Genomic DNA, 24,294 nt, shown 5'->3' with positions numbered 1-24,294 from the left:
GAGTTGTCGTGTTTCCTTGACACTATGACAAGGACACTTGTCAGTCAAGCGACCTTGACAAAAATTGCGCTTTCCCATCGCTGGCGCAGGGTTTAGGACAGCCCACCCATGGCGCTCGCACCCTCCCTCCAGGTCTTCCGGCACCGCGCATATCTGCATTTCTGGCTGATGCGCGTCTCCATCGCGGCTGCGCGCCAGATGGAAGCCATCACGATCGGCTATCAGGTCTATGACCTTGCCCGCAGACCTGTCGAGACAGGCGGTCTCGGCTGGAGCATAGAGAACTCGGCCTTCCTTCTCGGGCTGGTCGGTCTTGCCCAGTTTGTGCCCGTTCTGCTCCTGTCCCTCGTCGGCGGACAGGCGGCAGACCGACTCAACAGGAAGATGATCCTCATCGTATCAAACACGGTGCGGGTCCTTTTATCCTTCGGGCTGCTGGCCTCGGTCTTTCTGCCCGCGTCGAACGCGCTGCCGATCATCTTTGGCGTTGCGATGCTGCTTGGCTGTGTGAATGCCTTCACGCCTGCGGCGGCCAGCTCGCTCTTCCCGCGCCTGGTGCCGCGCAAGGAATTGCCAAACGCCATTGCGTGGAATTCGCTTGGCTTCCAGACCGCCGTCATCATCGGCCCGGCCATTGGCGGCCTCATCTATGGCTTCTTTGGTGCGGCTACCGTCTACACTGTGGCGATCGTTCTGGTGAGTTTTGCCATTCTCGCCATCGCGACGGCGAAGACGCCCCCGCATGAGAAGGTTCTCAATGTGCGTGGCTGGTCGATGGTGTTCGAAGGGCTTGGTTATATCAAGCGCAACAAGATCGTCCTGGGCGCGATCTCGCTTGACCTTGTTGTGGTCTTTTTCGGGGGAGCAAAGGCGCTCCTGCCTGTTTTCGCCCGCGATATCCTGCATGTCGGGCAGGAAGGCCTTGGCATCCTCGCAGCCTCCCCGGCCATCGGCGCAGCCACCGTGGCTTTCATCCTCGCCACACGCCCGCTGGCAAGGAATGTCGGCCCATGGATGATGTGGGCCGTCGGCATCTATGGCGCAGCGACACTGGTTTTTGGGCTCTCGCCCTTCTTTTTCCTGTCGATGGCAGCCCTGATCGTCACCGGCGCAGCTGATGAGATTTCGGTCTATGTGCGGGCCTCGCTAATACAGCTTGCGACGCCGGATGAGATGAAGGGCCGGGTCTCCTCGGTGTCCTTCATCTTCATCTCGGCCTCCAACGAACTTGGCGAATTTGAAAGTGGGGTCGCCGCCCGCCTGCTCGGGCCGGTCGGCGCTGTTGTCTTTGGCGGCGGCATGGCGATCGCCACAGCCCTTCTCTGGACACGGCTGTTCCCGGACCTCGCGCGCGCAGACCGTTTCGCGGGCATTGAAGAGCAAGCCGTCAAAGAGACCGCCGCCAGCAAAAGCTGAATGCTACTCGGCGGCGACCTTCGCCTGCGCCGGGACGCTTTGCGCGCCGCGCACGAGACGTCCAGGTTTCGCGCCCGTCGGGTCGCCGTCGCGGTAGATCGTCTGACCAGCAACGATGGTTGCGGTATAGCCGCTCGCCCTTTGCATCAGTCGGCGCCCGCCCGCTGGCAGGTCGCGCAGGATGACAGGCCGGTGCAGGGTCAGATTGTCATAATCGATGATGTTGAGGTCGGCGCGGTAACCCGGCGCGATCACGCCGCGATCGTGCAGGCCGATCCAGTGAGCCGTGTCAGCGGTCTGGCGTTTGACGATCCATTCCAGCGGAAATTTCGGGCCCCGCGAGCGGTCACGGGTCCAGTGGGTCAGCATGCTGGTCGGGAAGGAGCCGTCGCAGATCATGCCGACATGTGCCCCGCCATCGGAAAGACCCGGAATGGTCGCCGGGCTGCTCAGCATCTCATAGGACGGGTCGAGTGAGCCGTTCGCATAGTTGAGGAAGGGCAGATACAGCATGCCCCGGCCGTCATCCTCCAGCAGTGTATCGAGCGCGGCTTCTTCCGGTGTGACGCCGCGCGCTCTGGCGATGGCTTCAACGGTCCGGGTCGCGTCTGGCTCATAGTCTGGCACAGCGTCCAGCGTGAAGAGCTTGCCGAAATTGCGCAGCAGGCTTTTCACGAACGGGTTTCCCGTATCTGGTTTTGAGGCCAGAAGACGAGCCCGGAACTCAGGGTCGCGCAGGGCGGCGACCTTCTCATTCAGCGGCTTGTCCCTGATCTCCTGATAGACCGGATGGGCGATAAACGGGTTCATGGTGAGGTCGAGGCCGAGCAGGACGCCGACCGGACGCCCGCAGACCTGGGCCCGCATTGGCAGGCCATCTTCAGCCGCCTGTTCGATCGCCCCCAGCAGGACGCGCCAGCCATCGGGGGCTACATCGGACTGTGCCAGTGAAACTGACAGAGGCCGCCCGGTCGTCTCGACGATCCGGCGCAGCATGGCCGCTTCTTTCTTCGGGTCGTCAAAGTCAGACACGAATTGAAGGACGCCCTTGCCGACTTCTTTCAGCGCCATGCCGATGCCGGTCAGTTCTTCCTCGCTGGCGGTAAGCGTCGGGGTCGGCTGGCCGTCGGAGGTGCGATGGTTGAGCGTCCGGGAGGTGGAAAAGCCAAGAGCGCCTGCGCGCACGGCCTCACCGGCAAGGCGTGCCATTTCGGCGATCTCGGCCTTGCTTGCGTCTTCGCGGTTCGCCCCGCGCTCGCCCATGACGAACACCCGAAGCGCCGCATGCGGCAGCTGTGCGCCGAAATCGATGTCGAAGGATTTGCCGGAAAGGCTATCAAGATATTCCGGGAAGCTCTCCCAGTTCCAGGGAAGGCCCGTTGAAAGGACCGGAAAGGGAATATCCTCAACGCCTTCCATAAGCCGGATCAGACGGTCATGATCCTCATCGCGGCAGGGCGCAAACCCCACTCCGCAATTGCCCATGATGGCTGTTGTCACGCCGTGAATGGAGGAGGGCGTCAGGCTGTCGCCCCAGGTCACCTGGCCATCATAATGGGTGTGCACATCGACAAAGCCGGGCGTGACCACTTCGCCTTTTGCATCGATTTCTTCGCGGCCACGCGCGGAGACCTGCCCGACATGGCTGATATGACCGCCATCGATAGCGATATCGGCTTCACGGCCGGGCCCGCCGGTCCCGTCAACAACGAAACCATTTCGAATAACTAGATCATGGGTCATGAGCATTCCTCCGGTCGGCCTGTCTCGCCGACAGGTCTGTTCAACCGGACGAAAACGCCCCTGACGCCCGGGAAGTCAATCGCGCTGACGGGTGACTATGCCTAGCTGGCCGGGCAGCTGCCGCCATCTTCCATGGCATTCCCAATGTCGTCGATGATATCGCCGATCATCATCACGCCAGCTGTCGTCGCCTGGGCTGCTTCACTTTCCGAATTGATCATGGCATCGCTCATCAGACGGCTGACGGCTTCTTCAGCGCCTTCGCCCGTGGCCTGCATGTCGTCGGTCACTTCACCCAATGTCATCAGGATCTGCTCGCGCTCATCATCGGGCTTCGCTTCGACGAGCTGCACGAAGCAGGCGCAGAAACCTTCTCCATCGGTGCCCATTTCGGCGAAGTTTTCCTGCGCTTCCGGGTCGGTGGCGAGGATGCCACAGTCTTCCTGCAGATCCGCCGCGTCCATTGTCATTGCTTCTTCGGCGAGGGTCGTGTCGTCGCTTGAGTCTGCAGCTGCTTCTTCTGTAATTTCAGTGTCGGCTGCTGGTGTGTCGGTATCTGTATCTGCACCACCGCAGGCGGCGAGGGCGAGACTTGCGATTGCAACGCTGAATAACGTGTATTTCATGGCCGGGGCCCCCTGAGGTTCAAAGACACAGGAGAGTCAATCGGTCTGCGCGAACCTTGTCCAGCAATTTCGGCTATCAGGCGAAATGCTTCGAGAGTTTGAGCTTCTGGCCCTGATAATTACTCGACTTGCCGCCATAAACGGCCTGCGGGTCGGCCGCCATGTCCTCATAGACAAGCTTAGCCACGGGCTGGCCATGTTCGAGAATGAACGGGACATCGCGGGAGCGGACCTCGAGCACAGCGCGCGAGCCGCCTGCATTGGTGCCAAAACCGGGATCGAAGAAGCCGGCATAATGGGCGCGGAATTCACCGAGTTCCGGGGCGACAGGGGCCATCTCCGCCGCCTGTCCCGGCGCGACGCTGACGCTCTCACGCGAGGCGAGGATGTAGAAATCTTCCGGGTTGAGGACGAGCCTGCCCTTGTGCGGGAAGAGCGGTTCCCAGAAGTCGGCGACCTCATGACCGCCAATCGCGCGCAGATCAATCAGACCTGCATGGTGTTTTGCCCGCCAGCCGACCGGCTTGCCATCGCCGGCTTCCATGTCGATGGAGACGATGAGGTCACTGACATTCTGCGGCTTGCCGCGCCGGAGGCGTAGCTGGGCGAGACGGTCACCGGGCCGAGCAAGGATGGAATAGGTGCGCGGGCTGATCTCCAGCCAGAGCGGGCCCTCATATCCGGCTGATATGTCATCGAAAGCACTTGCGCGGTCTGTGACCAGCCGAGTGAAGACATCGATCCGCCCGGTTGAGCTTTTCGGGTTCGCCCGGCCCGATATCTCATCGGGCAGGCGCACTGACTCAAGTAGCGGAACAAGATAGACGCAGCCCGTTTCAAGCACCGCGCCCGCTTCTGTCAGCGGAATTTCGTGCAACGCCAGGCCGGGTTCTTCGAGAACGTCCGAGACCCGGCGGCGGTCGCCGGGCAGGAAGCTCGCCCGGATACGGTAGGCAACGGACCCTAGCCGGAGATCGAGGCTGGCGGGCTGGATCTGGTCGTCGTCCAGCGCCCGCTCGTAGGCAATTGCCCCTGCATCGAGCAGCGCTTTCAGATCACCATCGGGCAGGACGCCCTGTCTTGCCTGAACCATGCCTTGATCCCTTTCCGCCAAGAGGCTTAAGACGGACCGCTCAGGTTTGGAAGGATGAAGTCCATGGCGGCTGAAGATAGCAAGGACTGGAAGCCTGCGACGAAGCTCGTGCGCGGCGGGACGATGCGCTCTCAGTTCGGAGAGACATCAGAGGCGGTCTTTCTGACATCTGGCTATGCCTATGACAGCGCCGAACAGGCCGCGCGCCGCATGGCCGGTGAGGAAGAAGGCTATGTCTATTCCCGCTATGCCAACCCGACCGTGCGTATGCTCGAAAACAGGCTTGCCTTGCTGGAAGGTGCCGAGACCTGCCGCGTCACAGCGTCCGGCATGGCCGCCATCTCATCTGCGCTCATCGCGCCGGTGGGTCAGGGCGACCGTGTCGTTGCCGCCAGTGCGCTCTTCGGGTCCTGCCGGGTCATCTGCCAGACCATCCTGCCGCGTTACGGCGTCGAGACCGAATTCGTTCAGGGCTATGACCTGGATGCCTGGAAGGCTGCGCTCTCGCGCCCGGCGAACTATGTGCTGGTCGAGTCGCCGTCCAATCCGCTGCTTGAGGCCGTCGATATTGCAGCGGTCGCAGAGCTGGCTCACAAGGCGGGCGCCAAGCTCATCGTAGACAATGTGTTTGCCACACCCATCCTGCAACGCCCGCTGGAGCTTGGCGCAGACATTTCGGTCTATTCAGCGACCAAGCATATGGATGGGCAGGGCCGCGTGCTGGCTGGGGCGATCCTCGGGCGATCGGACTGGATGGAAGAGGTCATCGACCCGTGGCTGCGCCATACGGGCCCGGCCCCATCACCCTTCAATGCCTGGGTCGTGCTGAAAGGCCTTGAGACGCTGGACCTGCGGGTGCGCCAGGCGAGCCGCAATGCGGCCCGTCTTGCGGATGCGATCGCCGGGCATGAGAATGTCAAAGCGGTTCGCTATCCCGGCCGTAACGATCATCCGCATTACGACGTGCACGCAAAGCAGATGGATGAGGGCGGGACGCTGATCGCGTTTTCGGTGAAGGGCGCACGGCCCGAAGCCTTCCGTGTACTCAACGCTCTGAAGCTCGTCGATATCTCGAACAATCTTGGCGACACGAAAACGCTGGCCTGTCATCCGGCCTCGACGACACACCGGGCGCTCAATGAAGAAGAGCGCGCCTCTATGGGGCTCGACGAGAGCTGGATCCGGATTTCGGTCGGCATTGAAGATGTCAGCGATCTGGAGGCCGACATCCTGTCGGCGCTCTCGGCGATGGCCGGTTAGGGAGGGCAGGTCATGGCAGAAAGCAACAAGACCGGCCGGTACGAAGCCAATACAGACGGCATGATAATCGCCGTCACGCCTCAGTTTCTGGAAGACGAGTCTGCGCCGTCCAGAAGCCGGTTTGTCTGGGCCTATACGGTCGAGATGGAGAACGGGTCGGATACAACCTGGACGCTGACGCTTCGCCACTGGGACATCATTGACAGTCTCGGACGCCGCCAGACCGTGGATGGCGAGGGTGTCGTTGGCCAGACCCCGCGTCTGGAGCCGGGGGATACGTTTCGCTACTCGTCCGGCGCGCCGCTTTCTGCGCCGTCGGGCATGATGAGCGGCAGCTATACCTTCGTCTCCGATGCTGGAGAGGAGCTTAGCGCGCGGGTCCCCGCTTTCTCTCTCGACAGCCCCTATGACCGGGTGCGCCCAAGCTAGGCTTTCCGCGCCGAAAGGCGGTGACGGCGGCGACAAAACACTGCTACAGCCCGTCTCATGGGTTTCCGCGATTTCCTTCTTCTTTTCGGCGTCTGCTTTGTCTGGGGGCTGAACCTTGTGGTGACCCGCTGGGTCGTCGCCGATGCGGCCGTACCGCCCGTTTTCTTTGCTGCGGTCCGTTTTGCCGGGATCGCGCTGGTCCTTATTCCATTCCTGTTTCCCGCGCCAAAGCAGATGCTGACCCTGTTTGCGATCTCCATGTGTATGGGCGCGGTCCACTTTGCGCTTCTGTTCATTGGCCTCGCCAATGCCGACGCCAGCGCGGTGTCGGTTACTGGCCAGCTCGGCGTGCCATTCGCGACGCTGATGAGCATGGCCTTCCTTGGAGAGACCGTCGGCTGGCGGCGCGGCCTTGGCATCATGCTGGCCTTTGCAGGCGTGACGCTGATTGCGTTTGATCCCGAAAGCTTTTCGGTCAGCTTCGGCCTTATCTATGTGATCATCTCGGCCTTTGTCGGGGCGGCTGGCGGCATCCTGATGAAGAAGATGGCGCCGATCAGCGCGCTGCAGCTTCAAGCCTGGCTCGGCATGTTCAGCTTTACCCCATTGCTGGCCTTTTCCTTTCTGACCGAAAGCGGCCAGGTCGACGCCTTCGTCGGCGGTGGCTGGATGGTCTGGGCAGCGACGGCCTTCGCCGTTCTCGGCGTCAGCGTCTTTGGGCACGGGGCGTATTATACGCTGATCAAGAAGTACGATATTTCGCTTCTTTCGCCGCTCACCCTGATGACGCCGATCTGGGGTGTCGTGCTCGCCGTCAGCCTGCTTGGTGAGCCATTGACCCTCCGCCTCATCGTCGGCGCGGCGATCTCGCTGAGCGGCGTGTTCGTGATCGCTATCCGCCGCAACAAGTCACTGCCGGAGGCAGCTCTGCCGGAGAAGGCGCGCGTTGCAAGATGAAGATCGCTTTGCATCCCAGCCAGAACTTCAATGAGCGCAAGGGGCCGCTGGACATGCTGGTCCTGCATTATACCGGCATGGAAACCGGCGACGCTGCCATAGAGCGGCTCTGCGACCCGAAAGCTGGCGTGTCTGCGCATTATGTCGTTCGGGAAAATGGCGACATCCTGAAGCTCGTGGATGAGGACAAGCGGGCATGGCATGCGGGGGTCGGATCCTGGCAAGACGATGAGGACCTGAATTCGCGCTCTGTCGGCATCGAGATCGTCAATGGCGGTCATGACTGGCCTGCGCCCAGTGGCGGACTGCCAGCCTATCCAGACGCCCAGATCGAGGCGGTCACCGAATTGGCCCTTGGGATCATCGAACGCTGGTCTATCCCGCAGACGCGGGTGGTCGGCCATAGCGACATTGCCCCTGTCCGAAAGGCGGATCCGGGCGAGCATTTTCCCTGGCAGCGACTCGCCGCATCCGGCATCGGTCTCTGGCCGGATGAGGCGGGCGACGCGTCGCAGCTCCTCGCCACGTCACTGAAGACGATCGGTTACGACACCAGCGACCTGAAAGCCACGATCACAGCGTTTCAGCGCCGCTGGTTTCAGCACCGCATCGACGGACTGGATGATAGCGAGATACGGGCGCGCGCTTCAGCGGTCGCCAAGCTTTATTCGGCGGAGTGATCGGGCTCGGGCGCCGGACTGGTTTTGCGCACTTTGCCCTTTTCCCGATCCAGTTTCGCAAACCGGGCTGACCATTCGACGGTGAGCGCTGCCCCGAGCAGCAGGGAAGACACCGACACAAGCAGCCAGATGAAGCCAAGGATCACCGAAGCGAGGGCGCCGTAGAACGTGTCGAGAACCGAGACCTGCAGGTAGATATGATAGGCCCAGGTCGCGACACTCCAGCAAAGCGCCCCGGCTGCTGCTCCCATCGTCATGGACCGGCCCGAATTGATCCGGCCATATAGCGATAGCGAGATGATGAGGTAGAAGATGACAAAACAGGCAATGAATTTGCCGAGCCAGAGCTGGGAGGCGAGGTTGGAGATATCGCGCGCCAGTTCAAACGCGATGAAGCCTTGCCGTTCTGTCGCAAATGACATGAGAAGCTGAAGCGCCCCAAGTAGCCAGACAATCAGGATAAGCAGCGTCGTCATCAGTAACGACACACCCTGAAACCGGATGATGTTCGAGCGCCGTTCGCTTCCCGCCACCATGCGGATGCCTGTAATCGCTGCCTTCGCCCCTGAACTCGCCGTATAGAGAACGATGAGCACCGCCGCCACGGCGCGGATGGTAAGGCCTTGCGGGGTCGAATCCCTAATTGTCGTCAAATCGGCCTGCCTTAACGGCGCAACTGCGGAAGTCAGAACCTGGTCGACCGTATTTGAAAGCGATTGCGACAGATCATGCGGCAGCAGCGAGAAGAGCAGGGTCAGCGTCAGGTAGATCAGAGGAAAGATCGAGAAGAGGGCGTAGAAACTGATCCCGCCCGTGACGATGCGAACTTCTGGCTTCGAGAGCCGCACGATCGCCTTCCAGAAAGGCAGGACCATCCAGTTCAGGATAAAATCCGGAAGCGGCAATTTGGTAAGCCATGCTTGCATGCTGAGGCCTTCGCAGGAACTGCTCAGGCCTCAAGATGGTCGCGTTCCCCGATTTTGACCAGTCTTCGCCCCGCCGCGTCCCCTATGAGGAACACGCGGCAATCAGACTGGCCTAGGGGCCGCACACCCATTCACCATCAAATGTGCGTGTCGCGCCGTCAGCTCGGTTGACCGTCATCGTGGCAACCTGGCTGGACTGTCCGGTTTCAGATCCCCCGAGCGCCGCGTCGCCAAGCTCCACGACGATGACCATGCCTTCGCCCGCAAATGTGCCGCCATCTTCTTCAAGGCCGCTGAACCCGCCGAGCTGTTCGCCGTAAAGCTGCAGGGCAAAGCCATCACTATTGATCGCGGCCGTGGCGCGGCCATTCTCCGAGACGTCGGCGCGGGCAACGAGCAAGGTATTGTTTTCATCGGACGTCGCAAAGTTGCAGGCAAGGTCGCCTTCGAGCATGCTGACATCTTCTGCGCTGACCGGCTGCAGTGTCGATAGTCCTGCATCATCCCCAGTCACGCCCATATCCGTTTCGTCGGTATCGTCAGGCAACAAGGCGTCAGACTGTGTCTCAACAGCACTGTCCTGCGCATCGACAATCGGTGTCTCATTATCGGTGGAGGTGTCCATGGCGGGCTCGTCTGAGGGCGAGCAGGCTGCCATGAAGAGGCCAGAAGCGAGGGCGAGGGCGGTCATTGACGTTTTTATCATCTGGTTTCCAACGGATGCCTCTCTTGCTGGTTCCCTCTTGCGAGGTTTGTAAATCGGCACTGGCGAGGCCAGTTCATCTGGCCTATAGGGACGCCCTGACCAGACGGCCGGGCAGTCGCTGGTATGGCCGATAAGGCTGTGCTGGAGGAAAGTCCGGGCTCCATGGAAACAGGGCGGCGGATAACGTCCGCCCGGCGCAAGCCGAGGGAAAGTGCCACAGAGAGCAGACCGCTCCGGATTCGTCCGGAGTAAGGGTGAAAGGGTGGGGTAAGAGCCCACCGCGGGGGCGGTAACGTCCCTGGCATGGTAAACCCCGCCTGGAGCAAGACCGAATAGGGGGCGCATATGGGCCGTTTCCAGCCCGTGCCCCGGGTGTGTCGCGTGAGGGTCGGTGCGAGCCGGCTCCCAGAGGAATGACTGCACAGGCGCCGCAAGGCGCTGGACAGAACCCGGCTTACAGGCCGTCTGGTCAGCCTATTTCCAGCGTTTCCAGAAACGCACTTTCGGCCGGCCCACCGGCTGGGCGCGCTGCAAGACATCTGTGCGGACACGGATCATCGCGGCGGCGAGATGAATTTCCCAGAGAAAGCTGCCGGTAGCCGAGATCAGCGCGCCCATCGTCATGATGAAAAGCACCGAAACGAGAATACCGACGTCGAGCCTGAACAACTGGCCAGCAAAAAGCGTCACGATGACCAGACAGATGAGAAGCATGGCCGCTGTCGAGAGAACAATGGCGCGGTTGATCCATGAAATGCGACGGTCCAGCAGGATGATTTCGGACCGCCAGCGCGGATGGCTTTCCATGGCGCCTTCCACCATCAGCTCCTGCTCCAGCGCGCGCGACCGGTCCACGGTGCGGCCAAGCCGGTTGGTCAGAACTGTAAGGAGCGCGCCGATCCCCGCAATCAGGAAGACCGGCGCGACGGCCAGTTCGATACTGTGTACGATATCGACGTCGATGTTTTCCATGCGCGTATCTTGAGCTCAGCCCCCTCGGGGGTGGCTTCTAGATATAGCCTTCCTCTAGCAGGTCCTTGGTATGAATAATGCCGATCGGCTTGCTGTCTTCAAGGACAAAGCCGTTCGAGATTCTGAGTTTGGTCATCACATCGACAACCAGCGCGATGCGGTCCGGCGGAGTAAAGGTCTTGCCTCCGCGGGTCATCATTTCGCGCGCCGTGCCAGCCTCGCGGCCGTCCTGCATATAGCGGCGAAGGTCGCCGTCCGTGACGATACCGATATAGGCGCCGCCTGCATCGACAACCGCCACGCAGCCCTGACGGCCTTCGGCGATGGCCTGAATGACATCGCGAAGGCCAGCCGTTTCAGGCACAATTGGCGGGGTGGCATCTCGCGACATGAGATAGTCGGCCACCGTATGCAGCGCCTTGCCAAGCTTGCCGCCCGGATGACGCGCGCCGAAGTCTTCTCTGCTGAACCCCCGGCGGGCCATCAGCGCGACGGCCAGCGCATCACCCATGACGAGGGTCATGGTTGTGGACGAGGTGGGTGCGAGTCCGTTGGGGCAGGCTTCTTCATGGGCTGGAAGCGGCAGCAATACGTCGGCATTGCGGCCTAGCAGGCTGTCGGCCGAGCGCGTCATCGCGATCAGCTTGACGTCATGCGAGCGGCAATAACGCAGGAGATCGATCAGCTCGCGTGTTTCCCCTGAATAGGAGATGGCAAGCACGACGCTGTCTGGGCGCACCATGCCTAGGTCGCCATGGCTTGCCTCGGTCGGATGCAGGAAGAAAGCCGGCGTCCCCGTTGAAGCCATGGTGGCGGCGATCTTCTGGCCGACATGACCGGACTTGCCGACGCCCGCCACGATCAGATAGCCACCGCAGCCCGCAATCGCATCGACAGCCTGAGAGAAAGACGCGTCGAGACTTTGCGAAAGCGCGTCCAGCGCCTCGCGCTCGATGCGCACCACGCGGCGTGCAGTTTCAAGATCGGATTCTGGTCCAGATGACATCGACGGTCTCTTCACGCTTGCAAGGAATGGCGCCTGGGATGCGCCGACCTTGTCTATTCCGGTTCAGCAAAGCCCCAGCCATCCGGTTTGTAGCCGCGGGCCAGCGCCATCTTGGTCGTGCGTTCCTCATGCAGCCAGATGTCCTGCGGAGTAAAGGGGATCGGACCAATCGAGGCGGCAACCTCTGTCTCTTTTTCGGCCTCACCAAGCTGATAGCCAAACGTTTCCAGCGCTTTTTCGAATGCAGCGCGGCGAGCTTCCTCGCCTTCGATGGGGACGAAGAAGAGGTCGAGTATGATCTCGCTGTGCGGCTTCACGCCCTTGGAGTCGCGCAGCTGTTCGCATGTAAAGACGGTCTCGGCCTGTTGTTCTGTGAAGTTCCAGTCGGCTTCATCCATGGCGGTATACCCTTCAAAAATTTCTCGCGCCTTATGCCAGAAACGGGCCTGCGGGCGAAGCCGGGCAACCCAGCGGCTGCAGTTGCGTTGATCGACTGGAGAGGCGATACGCCATCATACTTCAAAGGGCAGATACGGGGCGGCGCAAATGGCTGTTGAGAATGTACTTGTGCCGGGAAAGACCTGTCAGCGTATAGAGACCGCAGACAAGCTTCGCATCATCCTGGAAGGGCGCGACTATTTCAGGGCCGTCAAAGAGGCGATGCTGAACGCCGAAAAGACGATCATGATGATCGGATGGGATTTCGACACGCGTATCGAATTTGAACCCGATGAGCAGACGCTGGACGGCCCGAACCAGCTTGGCGAATTCCTCTCCTGGCTCTCGACCGAACGCGAGCATCTGCAGCTCTACATGCTGAAATGGGACGTCGGGGCGATGCAGTCCATCATGCGCGGCATGGTGCCGATCGCGCTGCGCCCCATGCGGTTCAGTGACAATTTCCATTTCCATCTCGATTCGACGCACCCGGTTGGCGCGGCGCACCATTCCAAGATTATCGTCATCGACGACCAGATGGCTTTCTGCGGCGGCATCGACATGACGGCAGGGCGCTGGGACACGTGCGATCATCTCGACGATCAGCCCTGCCGCACGCTGCCCGGCGAGAGCGAGATGCCCAAGCCCTGGCACGATGCGACGGTGGCTGTGTCTGGCGACATTGCCTGCGCGCTTGGCGATATCGCGCGCGAGCGTTGGCTGCGTGCCACAAGTGAGAAGCTGTCGCCCCCGCAATGTGACAATGATCCAGTCTGGCCGGGCCTTGATCTGACCTGGAACAACGTGCCGGTGGGCGTCGCGCGGACTTTCCCCGGCTTTCAGGATTTTGATGAGGTTCGCGAGGTCGAGGCGCTGTATCTGAAAGCGATCGCGCGGGCCAGGGACACGCTCTACATCGAGAGCCAGTATCTCGCCTCCGCGACGCTGGTCCATGCAATGACCGAACGGTTGCAGGAAGAGGACGGCCCCGAAATCGTGCTGGTCCTGCCGCGCAATGCCGAAGGCTGGCTGCGACAGAAGGCGATGGACGGGGCTCGGGTGCGCATGCTGGAGCATCTCTGGGCGCATGATCGTTATCACCGGTTTGCCGCCTATTACCCCGTCACCGCCAGCGGGGAACCGATTTATGTGCATGCGAAGGTGCTGATCCTCGATGATGTGCTGGTCCGCGTCGGGTCCTCCAATCTCAACAATCGCTCATTGGGTTTCGACACCGAAACGGACCTCGCTGTCGAAGCGGCGCACTGCGATGACCCAGGGGCGATCCGTGAAAGTATCGGGGGTCTTCGCAATGGGCTCGTGAGCGAACATCTCGGTGTCAGTGAAGACGCGCTGAAACAGGCGATCTTTGCAACCGGCGGCTCGCTGATCGGGGCGATTACCGCGCTGAAAGGCGAGGGCCGGTCCCTGCGGCTCTTCGAACAGTCAGAGATCAACGGCGAAGCCAATATCCTCGCCGAGAATGAGTTCGCCGACCCCGAAGAGGTGGGCGGAGGCCTGGCAGAGCGTCTGGTGAACGGTGTCCGCGACCTTGTGGGCAATGTGGGGGATTAGGGGTTTTCCTTCGATCCCGCTCATCCCGCCCGCGTGGTTCGACTTCGCTCACCATGCGGGCTTTGAGAGGGCGGCAATTAAGGCCCGCATGGTGAGCGAAGTCGAACCACAGGGCCTTCCAGCAAACACAGATAGCGCCATGCGGGGCATCCCGCTGGCGGTACGCTTACAGTCTCGCCCTTGTGACAGGGCCGGGCGCGCCATGGATCGACGCTGATAGGTAATGCCAGCCTTTCGGCGTGGCTGTAGAGCGCCGGTCAGTGGCGCGCCCTGCGATTGCCCGCTCGTTTGACGCAGGCCGCCCAGAGGACTCAGAAAGGCGAGCCGTCGCCTGACTGGACAAGTGGATAGCGCGGACCGCCATTGGCAGGGCCGTTAGTCCCATACCGACAGCACTCGTCTCCTTCGCACTCCGCTCATGTGCCGCGATTGCCGCGCATGAGCCCTCCGCTTTGCTGAAAACCTGCCGGGGTCTTTCCGGCTGGCCTCAGCATCGCGAGAACCATCTCCACCCGGTCGGTCCGGACCGCCCTGTCTGGTGATGGGAGGCGTATAGTATGGCTCAAGGTTGGAGGGGTGGGGATGGATTGGTTTTGTCGCACAGATGACGCCTTTCGGCGTCATCCCGGTTTTCGCGAAGCGAAACACCGGGACCTAGTGAACCACGCGCAACGCCCGCAAGCTGGTTCCCGGATATTTGCTTTGCAAATTCCGGGATGACGCCACGCGGGTGGTGTGCGTGATCTAGGCGGGGTGGTGAGCGCTCCCTTCTCCCACCGGGAGAAGGGCCGGGGATGAGGGGGAGCAGCGTTCCGGCAAGCGCGGCATTTGCTGTGATGCTCCGCTCATCTCGTCACTACGGGTGTTCCGTAAGCAGCAAATGTTGCGCCCCCTCACCCCTGCCCCTCTCCCAAGGGAGAGGGGAAAGCGCTTCTTTCTAAATGATAAGGACACTGAAGCGCCCCGACGGGACAGATACCTGCGCAAAAAGGTATCCGTGGCGCGATGCTGGACACGAGCAAACCCATACAGCCGATCATTCCCGCAAAGGCGGGAATCTCGTGCAGCTAACTCCGAATACAAATTGAATTAGATCCCCACCTTCGCGGTGATGAGCGGTCGTCTTTGGTCAGGCGTTAATTCCCGCCTTCGACCAGCCGCCGTGCGATCACCATCGCCTGCACTTCGCCAGCGCCTTCGAAGATGTTGAGGATGCGGGCATCCTGCAGCACGCGGGACACCGGGTATTCCAGCGCGAAGCCGTTGCCGCCGTGGATCTGGACGGCGTTGTCGGCCGCCGCCCAGGCGACGCGGGCGCCGAGGAGTTTGGCCATGCCGGCTTCGAGATCGCATCGCTTGCCTGAGTCTTTCTGGCGGGCAGAATAATAAGTGAGCTGGCGCACGCCGATCAGTTCCGCGGCCATCATGACGAGCTTGTTGGCGACGCGTGGAAATTCAAAGATGGAGCGGCCGAACTGTTCGCGGTCGAGGGCGTATTTGAGGCCGAGCTCGAACGCGTTCTGGCCAACGCCGATGGCGCGGGCGGCGGTCTGGATACGGGCGCTTTCGAAGGTTGCCATCAGGTGGCGAAAGCCCATGCCTTCGGTTTCGCCCAGCAGGTTTGCCGCAGGGACTTCGAACTCATCGAAGCTGATCTCGTACTCTTTCATGCCGCGATAGCCGAGTACCTCGATCTCGCCGCCGGTCATGCCGTCGGCGGGGAAGGGGTTGGCGTCATCGCCGCGTGGCTTTTCAGCCAGGAACATGGAGAGGCCAGAGAAATTATTGGTCGCCGGGTCGGTGCGTGCGAGCACGGTCATCATGTCGGCGCGGACCGGGTGGGTGATCCAGGTCTTGTTGCCGGTGATGGTGTAGGTGTCGCCATCCTTGACGGCGCGGGTCTTCAGCGAGCCGAGGTCGGAGCCGGTGTTCGGTTCGGTGAAGACGGCTGTTGGCAGGATGTCGCCGGATGCGATGGACGGCAGGAATTTCTGTTTCTGCGCGTCGGTGCCGCCGATCAGGATCAGCTCTGCGGCGATCTCTGACCGGGTACCGAGCGAGCCAGTGCCGATATAGCCGCGGCTCAGCTCCTCGGAGACCACGCACATGGCTGTCTTGTCCATGCCAAGGCCGCCAAACTCTTCAGGGATGGTGAGACCGAAGACGCCGAGCTCTGCCATCTCTTCGACGACGGGCATCGGGATGTACTCATTCTTCAGATGCCATTCATGGGCATACGGCACGATCTTGTCGGTGGCGAACCGGCGGAACTGGTCGCGGACCATGTTGAGCGTTTCGTCGAGGCCGGTCTCTTCCACCGTGGCGCGCGACAGGGCGTCGGGCAGGTGTTTCGCGGCGGCGGCCATGACCTCGGTGGTCTTGCCTTCGGTGAGGAAGCGCTGGACGGCCGGCTCGAAGAGGCGCTGCATGCCCTCCTTGGAGACGCCAATGTCGGCTGGGCGAATGATCTCGCCCTGGTTCATCGGGATGCCGCCAATCAGCTGGGCGCAATATTCCGAGAAGAGGATCTGGGAGAGAAGCTGTTCGATCTCACCGAATTTGCCTTCGGCTTCCATACGGTCGGCCCAGTCGGCCGTCTCGCGCAGCGTTTCGACATAGGTAATGACCCAGGCAAGGCCGTGGGCCGAATGCTGGTGATGGTCGAGAAGTTTACGGTCGACCTTGCCTTCGGGGGCGAGCCGGTCCCGCATGGCAGCGGTTGCGTCCGCACCAAAGGCTTCGAGGCTGACCACCGCTTCCTTCATCGCAGGAAGCAGGCCGTCCATCACAGGTGAAATCTTTTCTGCGGCTGTACCGTCCATTTTCTATCCCTCCGGGCGTCTCTTGCGCCATGTATCTATCGCACCGGGGCGCATTTGACACAAATTTTGCTGCGGCGCAGCGACATTTATTGCCGCAGGGGCAGCTTATGCCTTTTGGGCGGAAGGTTCAAAAGTGATGTCGAGCGCCTCTCTTGCCGCGTCGATATCGGCAAGCGTCTGGTCGTAAAGGCTCCAGTCGTCAGCCTCTGCGATCGGTGCCCAGATCGCCTCGACCTCATCATAAAGAAGAGAAACCGGTTTCTGGCGCTGCCAATAGGGATGGGAGAGGCGAGACGGCCGCTCAGGCTCGCGGGCAAACAGCCCCTCGCGGACCGGGGCGAAGCTGTCGCCACCATACTGCGCTGCGATGGGGCTCGCCTTTGCGCGCGCTTCGCTTTCGCGCCCGCAGAACCAGTCGAAGAAGACCTGCGGCCACGGCACACGCGTTTCCGACATCCAGGTATAGAGCGCCTGCAGCCAGACGAGGTCATCATGCAGGTCGCCTGAGGACTGAAGCCCGAAGAGTTTGAGATTATGTTCGGCAAGCGCGGCCTGATAGGCAGGCTCATAAGCCTGAAGGGCCTCGCCCAGCGGGTCGGTGTCGCAGAGAGGCGATAGGGCGATTGCAAGCTGCTGCAAAGCCCAGAGGCCTTGCGTCGGCTGGCGCCCGAACCGGTAAAGACCCTGCTGGTCGAAATAGGCGGCAGTGAAGTTCGGGTCGGACTCCGGCAGGAAGCGCCAGGGGCCGTAATCGAAGCTCTCGCCGGTAATATTGAAATTGTCGGTGTTCATGACGCCGTGCACAAAACCGGTCGCCATCCATTGCGCCACCATGCGGGCGGTCTGCTCTGCGATGCGGTGAAGAAGCGCGGGCGCCATGATGGCAAGGTCCTCATCCAGCGCATCTGGATAATAGACCTCGCAGCAATGACGGATCAGCCGGGCAAGGTTCTCTGTCTCACCCAGCGAGGCAGCACGCTGGAACGTCCCGAAACGGATATGGCTGTGCGAGAGGCGGGTGAGGACGGCGCTGCGCGTCGGGGACGGCTCATCATTGCGCTGCAGGTCTTCACCGGTTTCGATCAGGCTGAAGGGCTTGGACGTCTTTACGCCATGCGCCTCAAGGTATTGGGCCGCCAGCACCTCGCGCACGCCGCCTTTGAGTGTGAGACGTCCATCACCGCGCCGCGACCAGCGGGTCTGGCCGGACCCCTTTGTGCCAAGATCCAGAACGCGTCCAAGATCGTCTTTTAGCTGCGCGAACAGAAAGCCCCGACCGTCGCCGAGTTCGGGGTTGTAAACGCCAAACTGGTGACCGTGATACCGCATGGCAAGCGGCGGCTCGATATTGTCCGGGAGCGGTCGAAATCTGGCGAAGTGATCTGCCCATGCTTCCGGCGTCAGCTGCCCTAATCCGACGCGCTGATCCCAGCGAGTGTTGCGAAATCGCAACACGGACATGCGAAAATGCGCGGGCTCTGCTGCGTCTGCGAAGGCGTCAGCCAGGGCGAGAAATGCGGGCGCGGCCTGATATTTCATGGTCGCCTGATGACAGTTTTTGTCGGGTGCAGCAAGCAGAAGAGGCAAAAATGACCCTACGGAAGGCCGAAGTGAGAAAGCCGATACCAGTCAGCCTTACCCATGGAGAGCTATCAGTTTTGATAGCTGTCGAAGTTGTCAGGTATTTATGCCGCACTGCAACACCGAATTGCGATTGAATTCGATTTCCAAATCAGCAGAGATCAATGGGAATCCGCCGTCAAAAGAGCGGATCGTCCAGTATTTGGGAGGAAACGACACATGAAAACTACGAACAAGTGGCTGCTCGCGACGTCGGTGTTTGCGCTTAGCGCAGCCGGCGCTGCGAACGCCCAGAATGATGACGGCGAAGAGCTTCGCCAGCAGACAGTGACGGTTACCGGGTCGGCAATTGCCGGCACGCCGGAAGACGCCGCGCTGCCGGTTGATGTGCTCTCCGCAGCTGACCTTCAGCTCGAAGGCAACCCGTCCATCACCGAACTGATCCGCAACCTCGGTGTGTCGACAGGTGTCGACGGCCAGACGAACCAGTTCTCATCGAACGGCCTTGAGGGCACGTCGAACATCAACCTGCGGGGCCTTGGCCCAGGCCGGACGCTCGTCCTGCTGAATGGAAAGCGCCAGACCTTTGCGCCATATGGCGTCGGTGAGCAGGCTCAGCTCTTCGTGGACACCAACGTTATCCCGTCGGCGGCCATCGGCCGTATCGAAGTGCTGAAGGATGGCGCTGCAGCCGTTTACGGGTCCGACGCAATTGCCGGCGTGGTGAACTTCATTACGCGCGATGATCTTGAGGGTTTCGAGATCTCGGCGCAGTACGAGACATTTGAAGGTTCTGACGGCGAGTATGATATATCTGCCGCTTACGGTCTTCAGGGCGACAACTGGAACTGGGTCACGTCTGCCGGTTATCAGTTCCGCAGCGAAACCGGCCTGATCGAAAAAGACTGGGCGATCCGCGACTATAACGTCAACCCTGTCGGCGGGTGGTCGTCGCTCTCCAATCCGGGCCGTTATGTTCCGTTGGGCATCGGGCCAAATGGCATCACCCCGCTGGCCGCCAACGTGAATGATACCGGTTGCGCCGCCGTCGGCGGCTTCCCGAACCCGAACGTTGCTGCCGTCAATCAGTGCTACTTCCAGTTCACCCAGTTCGATAACCTGGTGGAGGAAGAAGAGCGCTATCAGATCTTCTCCGAGTACAATCATACCTTCGGAAACGGCATCAATTTCCACCTGGAAGGCCTCTATGCCCACACGGACGTGCCTGAGTGGAAAACCTCACCGTCCTATCCACCACAGGAACTCGCAACACAGGTCGTTCCGGCCTCGAGCCCTGGTTTCCAGCGCTTCATGGCGGACAATCCCGGTGCATTCCCGCCTGGAACGGTTGCGGCCCTCTTCATCGGCCGGTCCTTCGGCTGGGGCGGCTTCCCATCGACAGGCGGCGCGCAGGAAGGTTTCCGGACCTATGACAGCTACCGCCTCGCGGGCAGCTTCGATGGTGAGTTCGATAATGGTGTAACCTGGAATGCAGGCCTCACCTTCCATGAAACCGAAGGCGAGCGGATCACGAATGACACGTACATCCGTGGCTTCAGTGCGGCCCTGAACGGCTTTGGTGTCTGTACGGATGCGGCAACCGGCGTCGATCCTGCCACCGGAACCACACCGTTCAGCAATCCGGGCTATGCGGGCGGTCTCGTTGCGGGCCAGGGGGATTGTCAGTACTACAACCCGTTCTCGAACGCGATTGCGTCGAATGCCATTACCGGAAATCCGAACCCGAACTATGTGCCTGGGCTCGAAAACTCTACAACGCTTGCCGATTGGCTGACCGATGGTGTCGGTACGGTCGTGACGTCAAACCTTCTCGTGTTTGATGCGGCCATGAGCGGTCAGAGCAATGTGGTTGCACAAGGCGGCCCGGTTAGCTGGGCTATCGGGGCGCAGGTCCGCCGCGAAGGTTTCGAGGTTGAGCCGAACCAGGTCACGGACCTTGCGGTCAGCCCTGGACCGGGCGGAACCGGACCCTTCTCGTTCCTTGCCGGTACGAACGCCTCCGATCGTGACCAGACGATCTATGCGCTCTTCGGCGAGCTTCAGATCCCGCTCTACGACAATCTGAACGTACAGGTCGCGACCCGCTACGAAGATTATGGCGGCGAAATTGGCTCGACGTTCGACCCCAAGGTTGCTCTGAAGTGGCAGGCGACTGAAAGCTTTGCTCTTCGCGGGTCTGCCCAGACTTCCTTCAAGGGCCCGACGCTGAACCAGGTGGATGGTCAGGTCACCACGCTGCAATTCGTGGCACCGGCATCGGCGTTCAAGGCGGTCGACCAGTTCGGCAACCCGCAGCTTAGCCCGGAATCGGCGTTCAGCTTTAACCTCGGCGCGCTGTTCGACAACAATAATGGCTTCACGGCTTCAGTCGATTACTACAACTTCGATTTTGAAGACCCAATCATTGTTGAAGACCAGTCTGCTATTGTCCCTGCAGCGCTCGCCGCGCTTGCCGCCGGCAATACAGACGCCGCCATCCTGTCGCGGATCACTTTTCAGGATCCCGCCAATCCGACAGGGGCAGGTATCGCGCGTATCCGCACGAATGTTGTCAATGGTCCGGATATCAAGACGTCGGGTATCGATTTCCGTGCTGAACAGGTCTGGGATACGGGTCGCGGCGAGTTCTCGCTCGGTGTCGATGCAACCTATATTCTCGAATATGACGTCGGTGACTTTGCCATTGAGGATGTGATTATCGCAGGTGGTGACCGTGTTGGTCAGTTCAACCGGTCCAACTTCTCGCGTTCCCTGCCACAGTGGAAAGCGAACGTCACAGCGAACTTTGCGTTCGGCAATCACAACCTGCGCGGCGTCATCCGTCACATAGATTCCTATGAAGACGAACGTGGTACGCCGAACCTGCAGGGCGCCTTTGTTGGCGGTCCGTCAGAGATCGACTCTATGACGACGCTGGACACCTTCTACACCTGGCGGTCTGACTATGAACTCGACCTTGGTCTGTCGGTTGTGAACGTGTTCGACGAGGATCCGCCGCTCGCCTACTTCGATGTGAGCTACGATCCTTACACGCACAATCCGTTCGGCCGGACCTTCAAGATCAGTGTTACGAAGCGTTTCGGCGGGAACTAGCCCCGGCAGACGCCAACGGCAGAAATTCGGGAAAGGCGGCGCTCCGGTGCCGCCTTTTTCTATAGGCCGCGAGGCATTCCAAAGTCTGGCGTTCTGGCCTAGGCGTGAACGCCACGGGTTTGATCGAGTGCGAGGCTGAGGCAAGTGACGAAAAAAGTGCTGGTGACAGGCGGAGCAGGCTATGTAGGCAGCCACAGCTGCAAGGCATTTGCCGAAGCCGGTTGGGAGGTCGTCGTCTACGATAATCTTTCCCGAGGCTGGAAGGATTTCGTAAAATGGGGCGAGCTGGTTGAAGGCGATCTGCATGACACCGCACATCTGACGAAAACGCTGCAAACCGTGCAGCCAGATGTTGTCGCTCACTTTGCGGCTTATGCCTATGTCGCTGAATCCATGCAGCAACCCGGCCTTTACTATCAGAATAATGTCGCTGGAACGCTGAGCCTGCTGGAGGCAATGCAGGCGGCTGATGTCAGACGTCTGGTCTTCTCATCGTCTTGTGCGACTTACGGCATTCATGCTGACCTGATCACCGAGGACACGCCTCAAAGGCCGATCAACCCATATGGCGCGTCCAAGATGATGGCGGAGCGGGTGATACAGGACTTTGGCATGGCCCACGGCCTGAAGTCGGTTATCCTGCGCTACTTCAATGCAGGCGGCGCCGATCCGAAAGGCATGACCGGAGAACGTCACGACCCTGAACCGCACGTAATCCCTCTGGCGATCATGGGCGCCATGGATGGCACCTTCACCTTCACGATCAATGGGACTGACTTTGATACCCGCGATGGCACGCCGGTGCGTGACTATGTGCATGTCAGCGATCTCGCAGATGCTCACTGGCGCGCGCTCGATTACCTGGCGGGCGGAGGCGACAGCGACATCTTCAATCTCGGGACCGGCAGGGGCGTTTCGGTGAGTGAACTGGCCGACGCGGTATCGCGGGTGGCTGGAAGGCCTGTGCCAAGACAGGCGGGTGCGCGTCGTCCGGGCGATCCGCCATCACTGGTCGCCTCAGCGGCCAAGGCTGAACGCGTGCTCGGCTGGCAGCCAATGCGTTCTGATATCGATACGATTCTCGAGACGGCTTGGGCCTGGCACCAGAAGGACGATCACAAATCCCGCCCTGACAATTAGGCTCAGATAGGCGCCACATCGCCATAGACGATGAAGTGCGGATTATCGTAGCCGCGCTCGCGTTTGCCATAGCGTAGCGGCGTGCCGTCTTCTGTGAGGACGACGGCGCCAGCCGCTTCGGCGACTGCCTGTCCGGCAGCTGTGTCCCATTCCATCGTGCGGCCCATGCGGGGATAGAGGTCGGCCTCTCCCGCACCCAGCAGGCAGAACTTCAGGGATGAGCCTGCCGAGATGATCTCGCCGACCTTGAATTTCTTCAGGAAGGCATCGGTTTCGGGGGACCGGTGGGACTTGGACGCAATGGCCGTGACGCCGACGTCCGGGCATTTGCGGATATGCAGTGGGCGGCGAACATCGCTTGCGGGCACAGGCTCGCCCGGCTTCACGTCAGCCTGCCAGGCCGTGTCCGGGCCTTCGGCGACAAATAGCCGGTTGAGGGCGGGCGCATAGACGACGCCCATCACAGGTTTGCCGTGTTCGATGATGCCGATATTGACCGTGAACTGGCCGTTGCGATTGACGAATTCGCGCGTGCCATCCAGCGGATCGACCAGGGCAAAGCGGTGGCCGTGCTCAGGGATGTGGCCGGCCGATGCCGACTCCTCGGCAACGACTTTGAGGTCTGGCTCAGCCGCTTTCAGTCCCGCCAGGATCAGGACTTCAGCCTTTGCGTCAGCTTCCGTGACAGGCGAGGCATCATCCTTTCGCTCGACGTCGAAGTCGGTCGAATAGACCTCCATCACCAGCTTGCCTGCATCGAGGGCAATACGCGCCAGCTGTTCGCCTGTGATCGTCGTCATGCCGTCTCCTGGTCTCATGGAAGGGTCAGTCCGGAGCGCTTATGCCCACGTTTCTGTGGCCGCGCAAATCCGCTGGGCGATATTCATCGCGTCGAATGCGTGGCGGCTGGTGCCATGGCGCAGCGGGGCCTTGCCCGTTACCGCATCGATGAATTCAGAGAGCTCCTGACTCGCAAAATCGACGCTGGCAAACTCGGTGACCGTTTCCTCCGGATTGGGCAGCGTCGCACCCGTCTCGTCATCCTGCACGAGCTGCGCGTGGATCAGCATTTCAGGGCCATAGTTTTCAAGGCCTGGAAGGTGACCATCGAGCCAGACATAGCCGCGCTCATATCCAAGCTCCAGCCGGAAGGTCTGGCGCCAAGAAGTGGCAGAGGTGTGCAGCTGCGCGATCGCGCCTGTCCCGGCTTTCAGAATGGCGAACAGATTGGCGCTCGCGTCGCGCCCCTCCGGGCACATGGCCTTCACGCTCTCGAACGGGCCGAAGAACACATGCAGCAGGTCCAGCATATGGATGCCATGGCCCAGCAGGACGCCATGTTCCTTGGCGTCCGGTCCGGGAAATCCGGCATGGCCGTATGTCGCGCGGGCTGTCAGCAGCTCCCCATAGGGTTGGGTGCGGACCAGATCCTCTGCCGCCCGCACGCTTTCATGATAGCGCAGGGAACATCCGAACTTGAGAATGGCGCGGCTTTTGGTTTCCGCTTCCCGCAGATTGATGATGTCTTCGACGGTCAGTCCGCCTGGCAGTTCGCTGAGAACGTGTATGCCTGCCAGAAGGGCGCGGCGGGCCGCATCTGCGGCAAGCTTTGCCGGAAGGGCGAGGACGATGGCGTCAACATGCCGGCGATTAAGGAGAGAGGTCCAGTCGGCTTTCGCAAAGCGGCTGACCTGCGCGGCCGAATAGCTGCGAACGATGCGGGTATTTTCATTATCTTCGATAGCCTGAAGCCGCTCCACAGCGAGACGGCTTTTTCCAAGAATTGCAAAACGCAACGCTTTCATCAGGG

General features: G+C 60.9%; 20 protein-coding genes and 1 other RNA gene. 9 read left to right on the top strand and 12 right to left on the bottom strand.

The window, feature by feature from the left end:
* The first annotated feature begins 108 nt into the window (after positions 1 to 108).
* Positions 109 to 1,416: an MFS transporter gene (locus F550_RS0110175; RefSeq protein WP_018148451.1), complete on the top strand. Its 1,308-nt coding sequence runs from the start codon at positions 109 to 111 to the stop codon at positions 1,414 to 1,416.
* A gap of 3 nt (positions 1,417 to 1,419) precedes the next feature.
* Here the strand turns inward: F550_RS0110175 and F550_RS0110170 are convergent, their stop codons facing one another.
* The 3 genes from F550_RS0110170 to F550_RS0110160 all read right to left on the bottom strand — a co-directional run bounded on the left by F550_RS0110170 (position 1,420) and on the right by F550_RS0110160 (position 4,878).
* Complete coding sequence (locus tag F550_RS0110170; RefSeq protein WP_018148450.1) at positions 1,420 to 3,165, bottom strand: N-acyl-D-amino-acid deacylase family protein; 1,746 nt, start codon at positions 3,163 to 3,165, stop codon at positions 1,420 to 1,422.
* Between the two features lie 95 nt (positions 3,166 to 3,260).
* The gene (locus F550_RS17535; RefSeq protein ID WP_018148449.1) at positions 3,261 to 3,785 is read right to left on the bottom strand and encodes a hypothetical protein; all 525 of its coding nucleotides are present in this window, start codon (positions 3,783 to 3,785) and stop codon (positions 3,261 to 3,263) included.
* A 76-nt stretch (positions 3,786 to 3,861) separates the two neighbouring features.
* Positions 3,862 to 4,878 carry a 2'-deoxycytidine 5'-triphosphate deaminase domain-containing protein gene (locus F550_RS0110160; protein WP_018148448.1) on the bottom strand — a complete coding sequence of 339 codons (1,017 nt, stop codon included), beginning with the start codon at positions 4,876 to 4,878 and terminating at the stop codon, positions 3,862 to 3,864.
* Positions 4,879 to 4,941: 63 nt separating this feature from the next.
* Here F550_RS0110160 and metZ point away from each other — a divergent pair, with 63 nt between their 5' ends.
* The 4 genes from metZ to F550_RS0110140 are packed head-to-tail and all read left to right on the top strand — an operon-like array spanning position 4,942 to position 8,204.
* Entirely contained in the window at positions 4,942 to 6,138 is a 1,197-nt protein-coding gene (metZ, locus tag F550_RS0110155) for an O-succinylhomoserine sulfhydrylase (RefSeq protein WP_018148447.1), read from the top strand.
* 12 nt (positions 6,139 to 6,150) lie between these two features.
* Complete coding sequence (apaG, locus tag F550_RS0110150) at positions 6,151 to 6,567, top strand: Co2+/Mg2+ efflux protein ApaG (protein WP_018148446.1); 417 nt, start codon at positions 6,151 to 6,153, stop codon at positions 6,565 to 6,567.
* Positions 6,568 to 6,624: 57 nt separating this feature from the next.
* Positions 6,625 to 7,524 (top strand): DMT family transporter, encoded by a 900-nt coding sequence (locus F550_RS0110145; protein WP_018148445.1) that lies wholly within the window; start codon positions 6,625 to 6,627, stop codon positions 7,522 to 7,524.
* Entirely contained in the window at positions 7,521 to 8,204 is a 684-nt protein-coding gene (locus tag F550_RS0110140; RefSeq protein ID WP_018148444.1) for an N-acetylmuramoyl-L-alanine amidase, read from the top strand. Before F550_RS0110145 ends, F550_RS0110140 begins: the two co-directional genes overlap by 4 nt.
* On the opposite strand, the gene F550_RS0110135 is transcribed toward F550_RS0110140, so the two are convergent.
* Positions 8,189 to 9,130: a YhjD/YihY/BrkB family envelope integrity protein gene (locus F550_RS0110135; RefSeq protein ID WP_018148443.1), complete on the bottom strand. Its 942-nt coding sequence runs from the start codon at positions 9,128 to 9,130 to the stop codon at positions 8,189 to 8,191. The two genes, F550_RS0110140 and F550_RS0110135, sit on opposite strands and share 16 nt — an antisense overlap.
* Positions 9,131 to 9,242: 112 nt before the next feature.
* Positions 9,243 to 9,836: a hypothetical protein gene (locus tag F550_RS0110130; protein ID WP_018148442.1), complete on the bottom strand. Its 594-nt coding sequence runs from the start codon at positions 9,834 to 9,836 to the stop codon at positions 9,243 to 9,245.
* A gap of 99 nt (positions 9,837 to 9,935) precedes the next feature.
* Here F550_RS0110130 and rnpB point away from each other — a divergent pair.
* Positions 9,936 to 10,309, top strand: an RNA gene (gene rnpB, locus F550_RS18785) — RNase P RNA component class A.
* A 1-nt stretch (position 10,310) separates the two neighbouring features.
* Here the strand turns inward: rnpB and F550_RS17530 are convergent.
* Genes F550_RS17530 through F550_RS0110115 form a run of 3 tightly spaced genes read right to left on the bottom strand, consistent with a single transcriptional unit; the run spans position 10,311 to position 12,212 of the window.
* Entirely contained in the window at positions 10,311 to 10,808 is a 498-nt protein-coding gene (locus tag F550_RS17530) for a DUF2721 domain-containing protein (protein WP_018148441.1), read from the bottom strand.
* A 37-nt stretch (positions 10,809 to 10,845) separates the two neighbouring features.
* Positions 10,846 to 11,814 (bottom strand): KpsF/GutQ family sugar-phosphate isomerase, encoded by a 969-nt coding sequence (locus F550_RS0110120; protein WP_018148440.1) that lies wholly within the window; start codon positions 11,812 to 11,814, stop codon positions 10,846 to 10,848.
* A gap of 53 nt (positions 11,815 to 11,867) precedes the next feature.
* Positions 11,868 to 12,212: a hypothetical protein gene (locus tag F550_RS0110115; protein WP_018148439.1), complete on the bottom strand. Its 345-nt coding sequence runs from the start codon at positions 12,210 to 12,212 to the stop codon at positions 11,868 to 11,870.
* Between the two features lie 148 nt (positions 12,213 to 12,360).
* Between F550_RS0110115 and F550_RS0110110 the strand changes: the two genes are divergently transcribed.
* Positions 12,361 to 13,827: a phospholipase D-like domain-containing protein gene (locus F550_RS0110110; RefSeq protein ID WP_018148438.1), complete on the top strand. Its 1,467-nt coding sequence runs from the start codon at positions 12,361 to 12,363 to the stop codon at positions 13,825 to 13,827.
* Between the two features lie 1,136 nt (positions 13,828 to 14,963).
* Here F550_RS0110110 and F550_RS0110105 read toward each other — a convergent pair.
* Both F550_RS0110105 and F550_RS17525 read right to left on the bottom strand, forming a co-directional pair.
* Complete coding sequence (locus F550_RS0110105) at positions 14,964 to 16,649, bottom strand: acyl-CoA dehydrogenase family protein (protein WP_018148437.1); 1,686 nt, start codon at positions 16,647 to 16,649, stop codon at positions 14,964 to 14,966.
* A 105-nt stretch (positions 16,650 to 16,754) separates the two neighbouring features.
* Positions 16,755 to 18,188: a protein adenylyltransferase SelO family protein gene (locus F550_RS17525; RefSeq protein ID WP_018148436.1), complete on the bottom strand. Its 1,434-nt coding sequence runs from the start codon at positions 18,186 to 18,188 to the stop codon at positions 16,755 to 16,757.
* Positions 18,189 to 18,449: 261 nt separating this feature from the next.
* On the opposite strand from F550_RS17525, the gene F550_RS0110095 reads away from it, so the two are divergent.
* The gene (locus F550_RS0110095; protein ID WP_018148435.1) at positions 18,450 to 21,344 is read left to right on the top strand and encodes a TonB-dependent receptor domain-containing protein; all 2,895 of its coding nucleotides are present in this window, start codon (positions 18,450 to 18,452) and stop codon (positions 21,342 to 21,344) included.
* A 144-nt stretch (positions 21,345 to 21,488) separates the two neighbouring features.
* Positions 21,489 to 22,484: a UDP-glucose 4-epimerase GalE gene (gene galE, locus F550_RS0110090; protein ID WP_018148434.1), complete on the top strand. Its 996-nt coding sequence runs from the start codon at positions 21,489 to 21,491 to the stop codon at positions 22,482 to 22,484.
* A 2-nt stretch (positions 22,485 to 22,486) separates the two neighbouring features.
* On the opposite strand, the gene cysQ is transcribed toward galE, so the two are convergent.
* Together cysQ and F550_RS0110080 are read right to left on the bottom strand one after the other, a co-directional pair.
* Positions 22,487 to 23,284, bottom strand: a complete 798-nt coding sequence (cysQ, locus tag F550_RS0110085; protein ID WP_018148433.1) for a 3'(2'),5'-bisphosphate nucleotidase CysQ — start codon at positions 23,282 to 23,284, stop codon at positions 22,487 to 22,489.
* 39 nt (positions 23,285 to 23,323) lie between these two features.
* Positions 23,324 to 24,289 (bottom strand): Gfo/Idh/MocA family oxidoreductase, encoded by a 966-nt coding sequence (locus F550_RS0110080; RefSeq protein WP_018148432.1) that lies wholly within the window; start codon positions 24,287 to 24,289, stop codon positions 23,324 to 23,326.
* Between the last annotated feature and the right edge of the window lie 5 nt (positions 24,290 to 24,294).

Source organism: Henriciella marina DSM 19595 (assembly GCF_000376805.1).
GTDB classification, from domain to species: domain Bacteria; phylum Pseudomonadota; class Alphaproteobacteria; order Caulobacterales; family Hyphomonadaceae; genus Henriciella; species Henriciella marina.
Note: the sequence above shows the minus strand (reverse complement) of the source record. Positions and strands in the feature narration are given on the sequence as shown.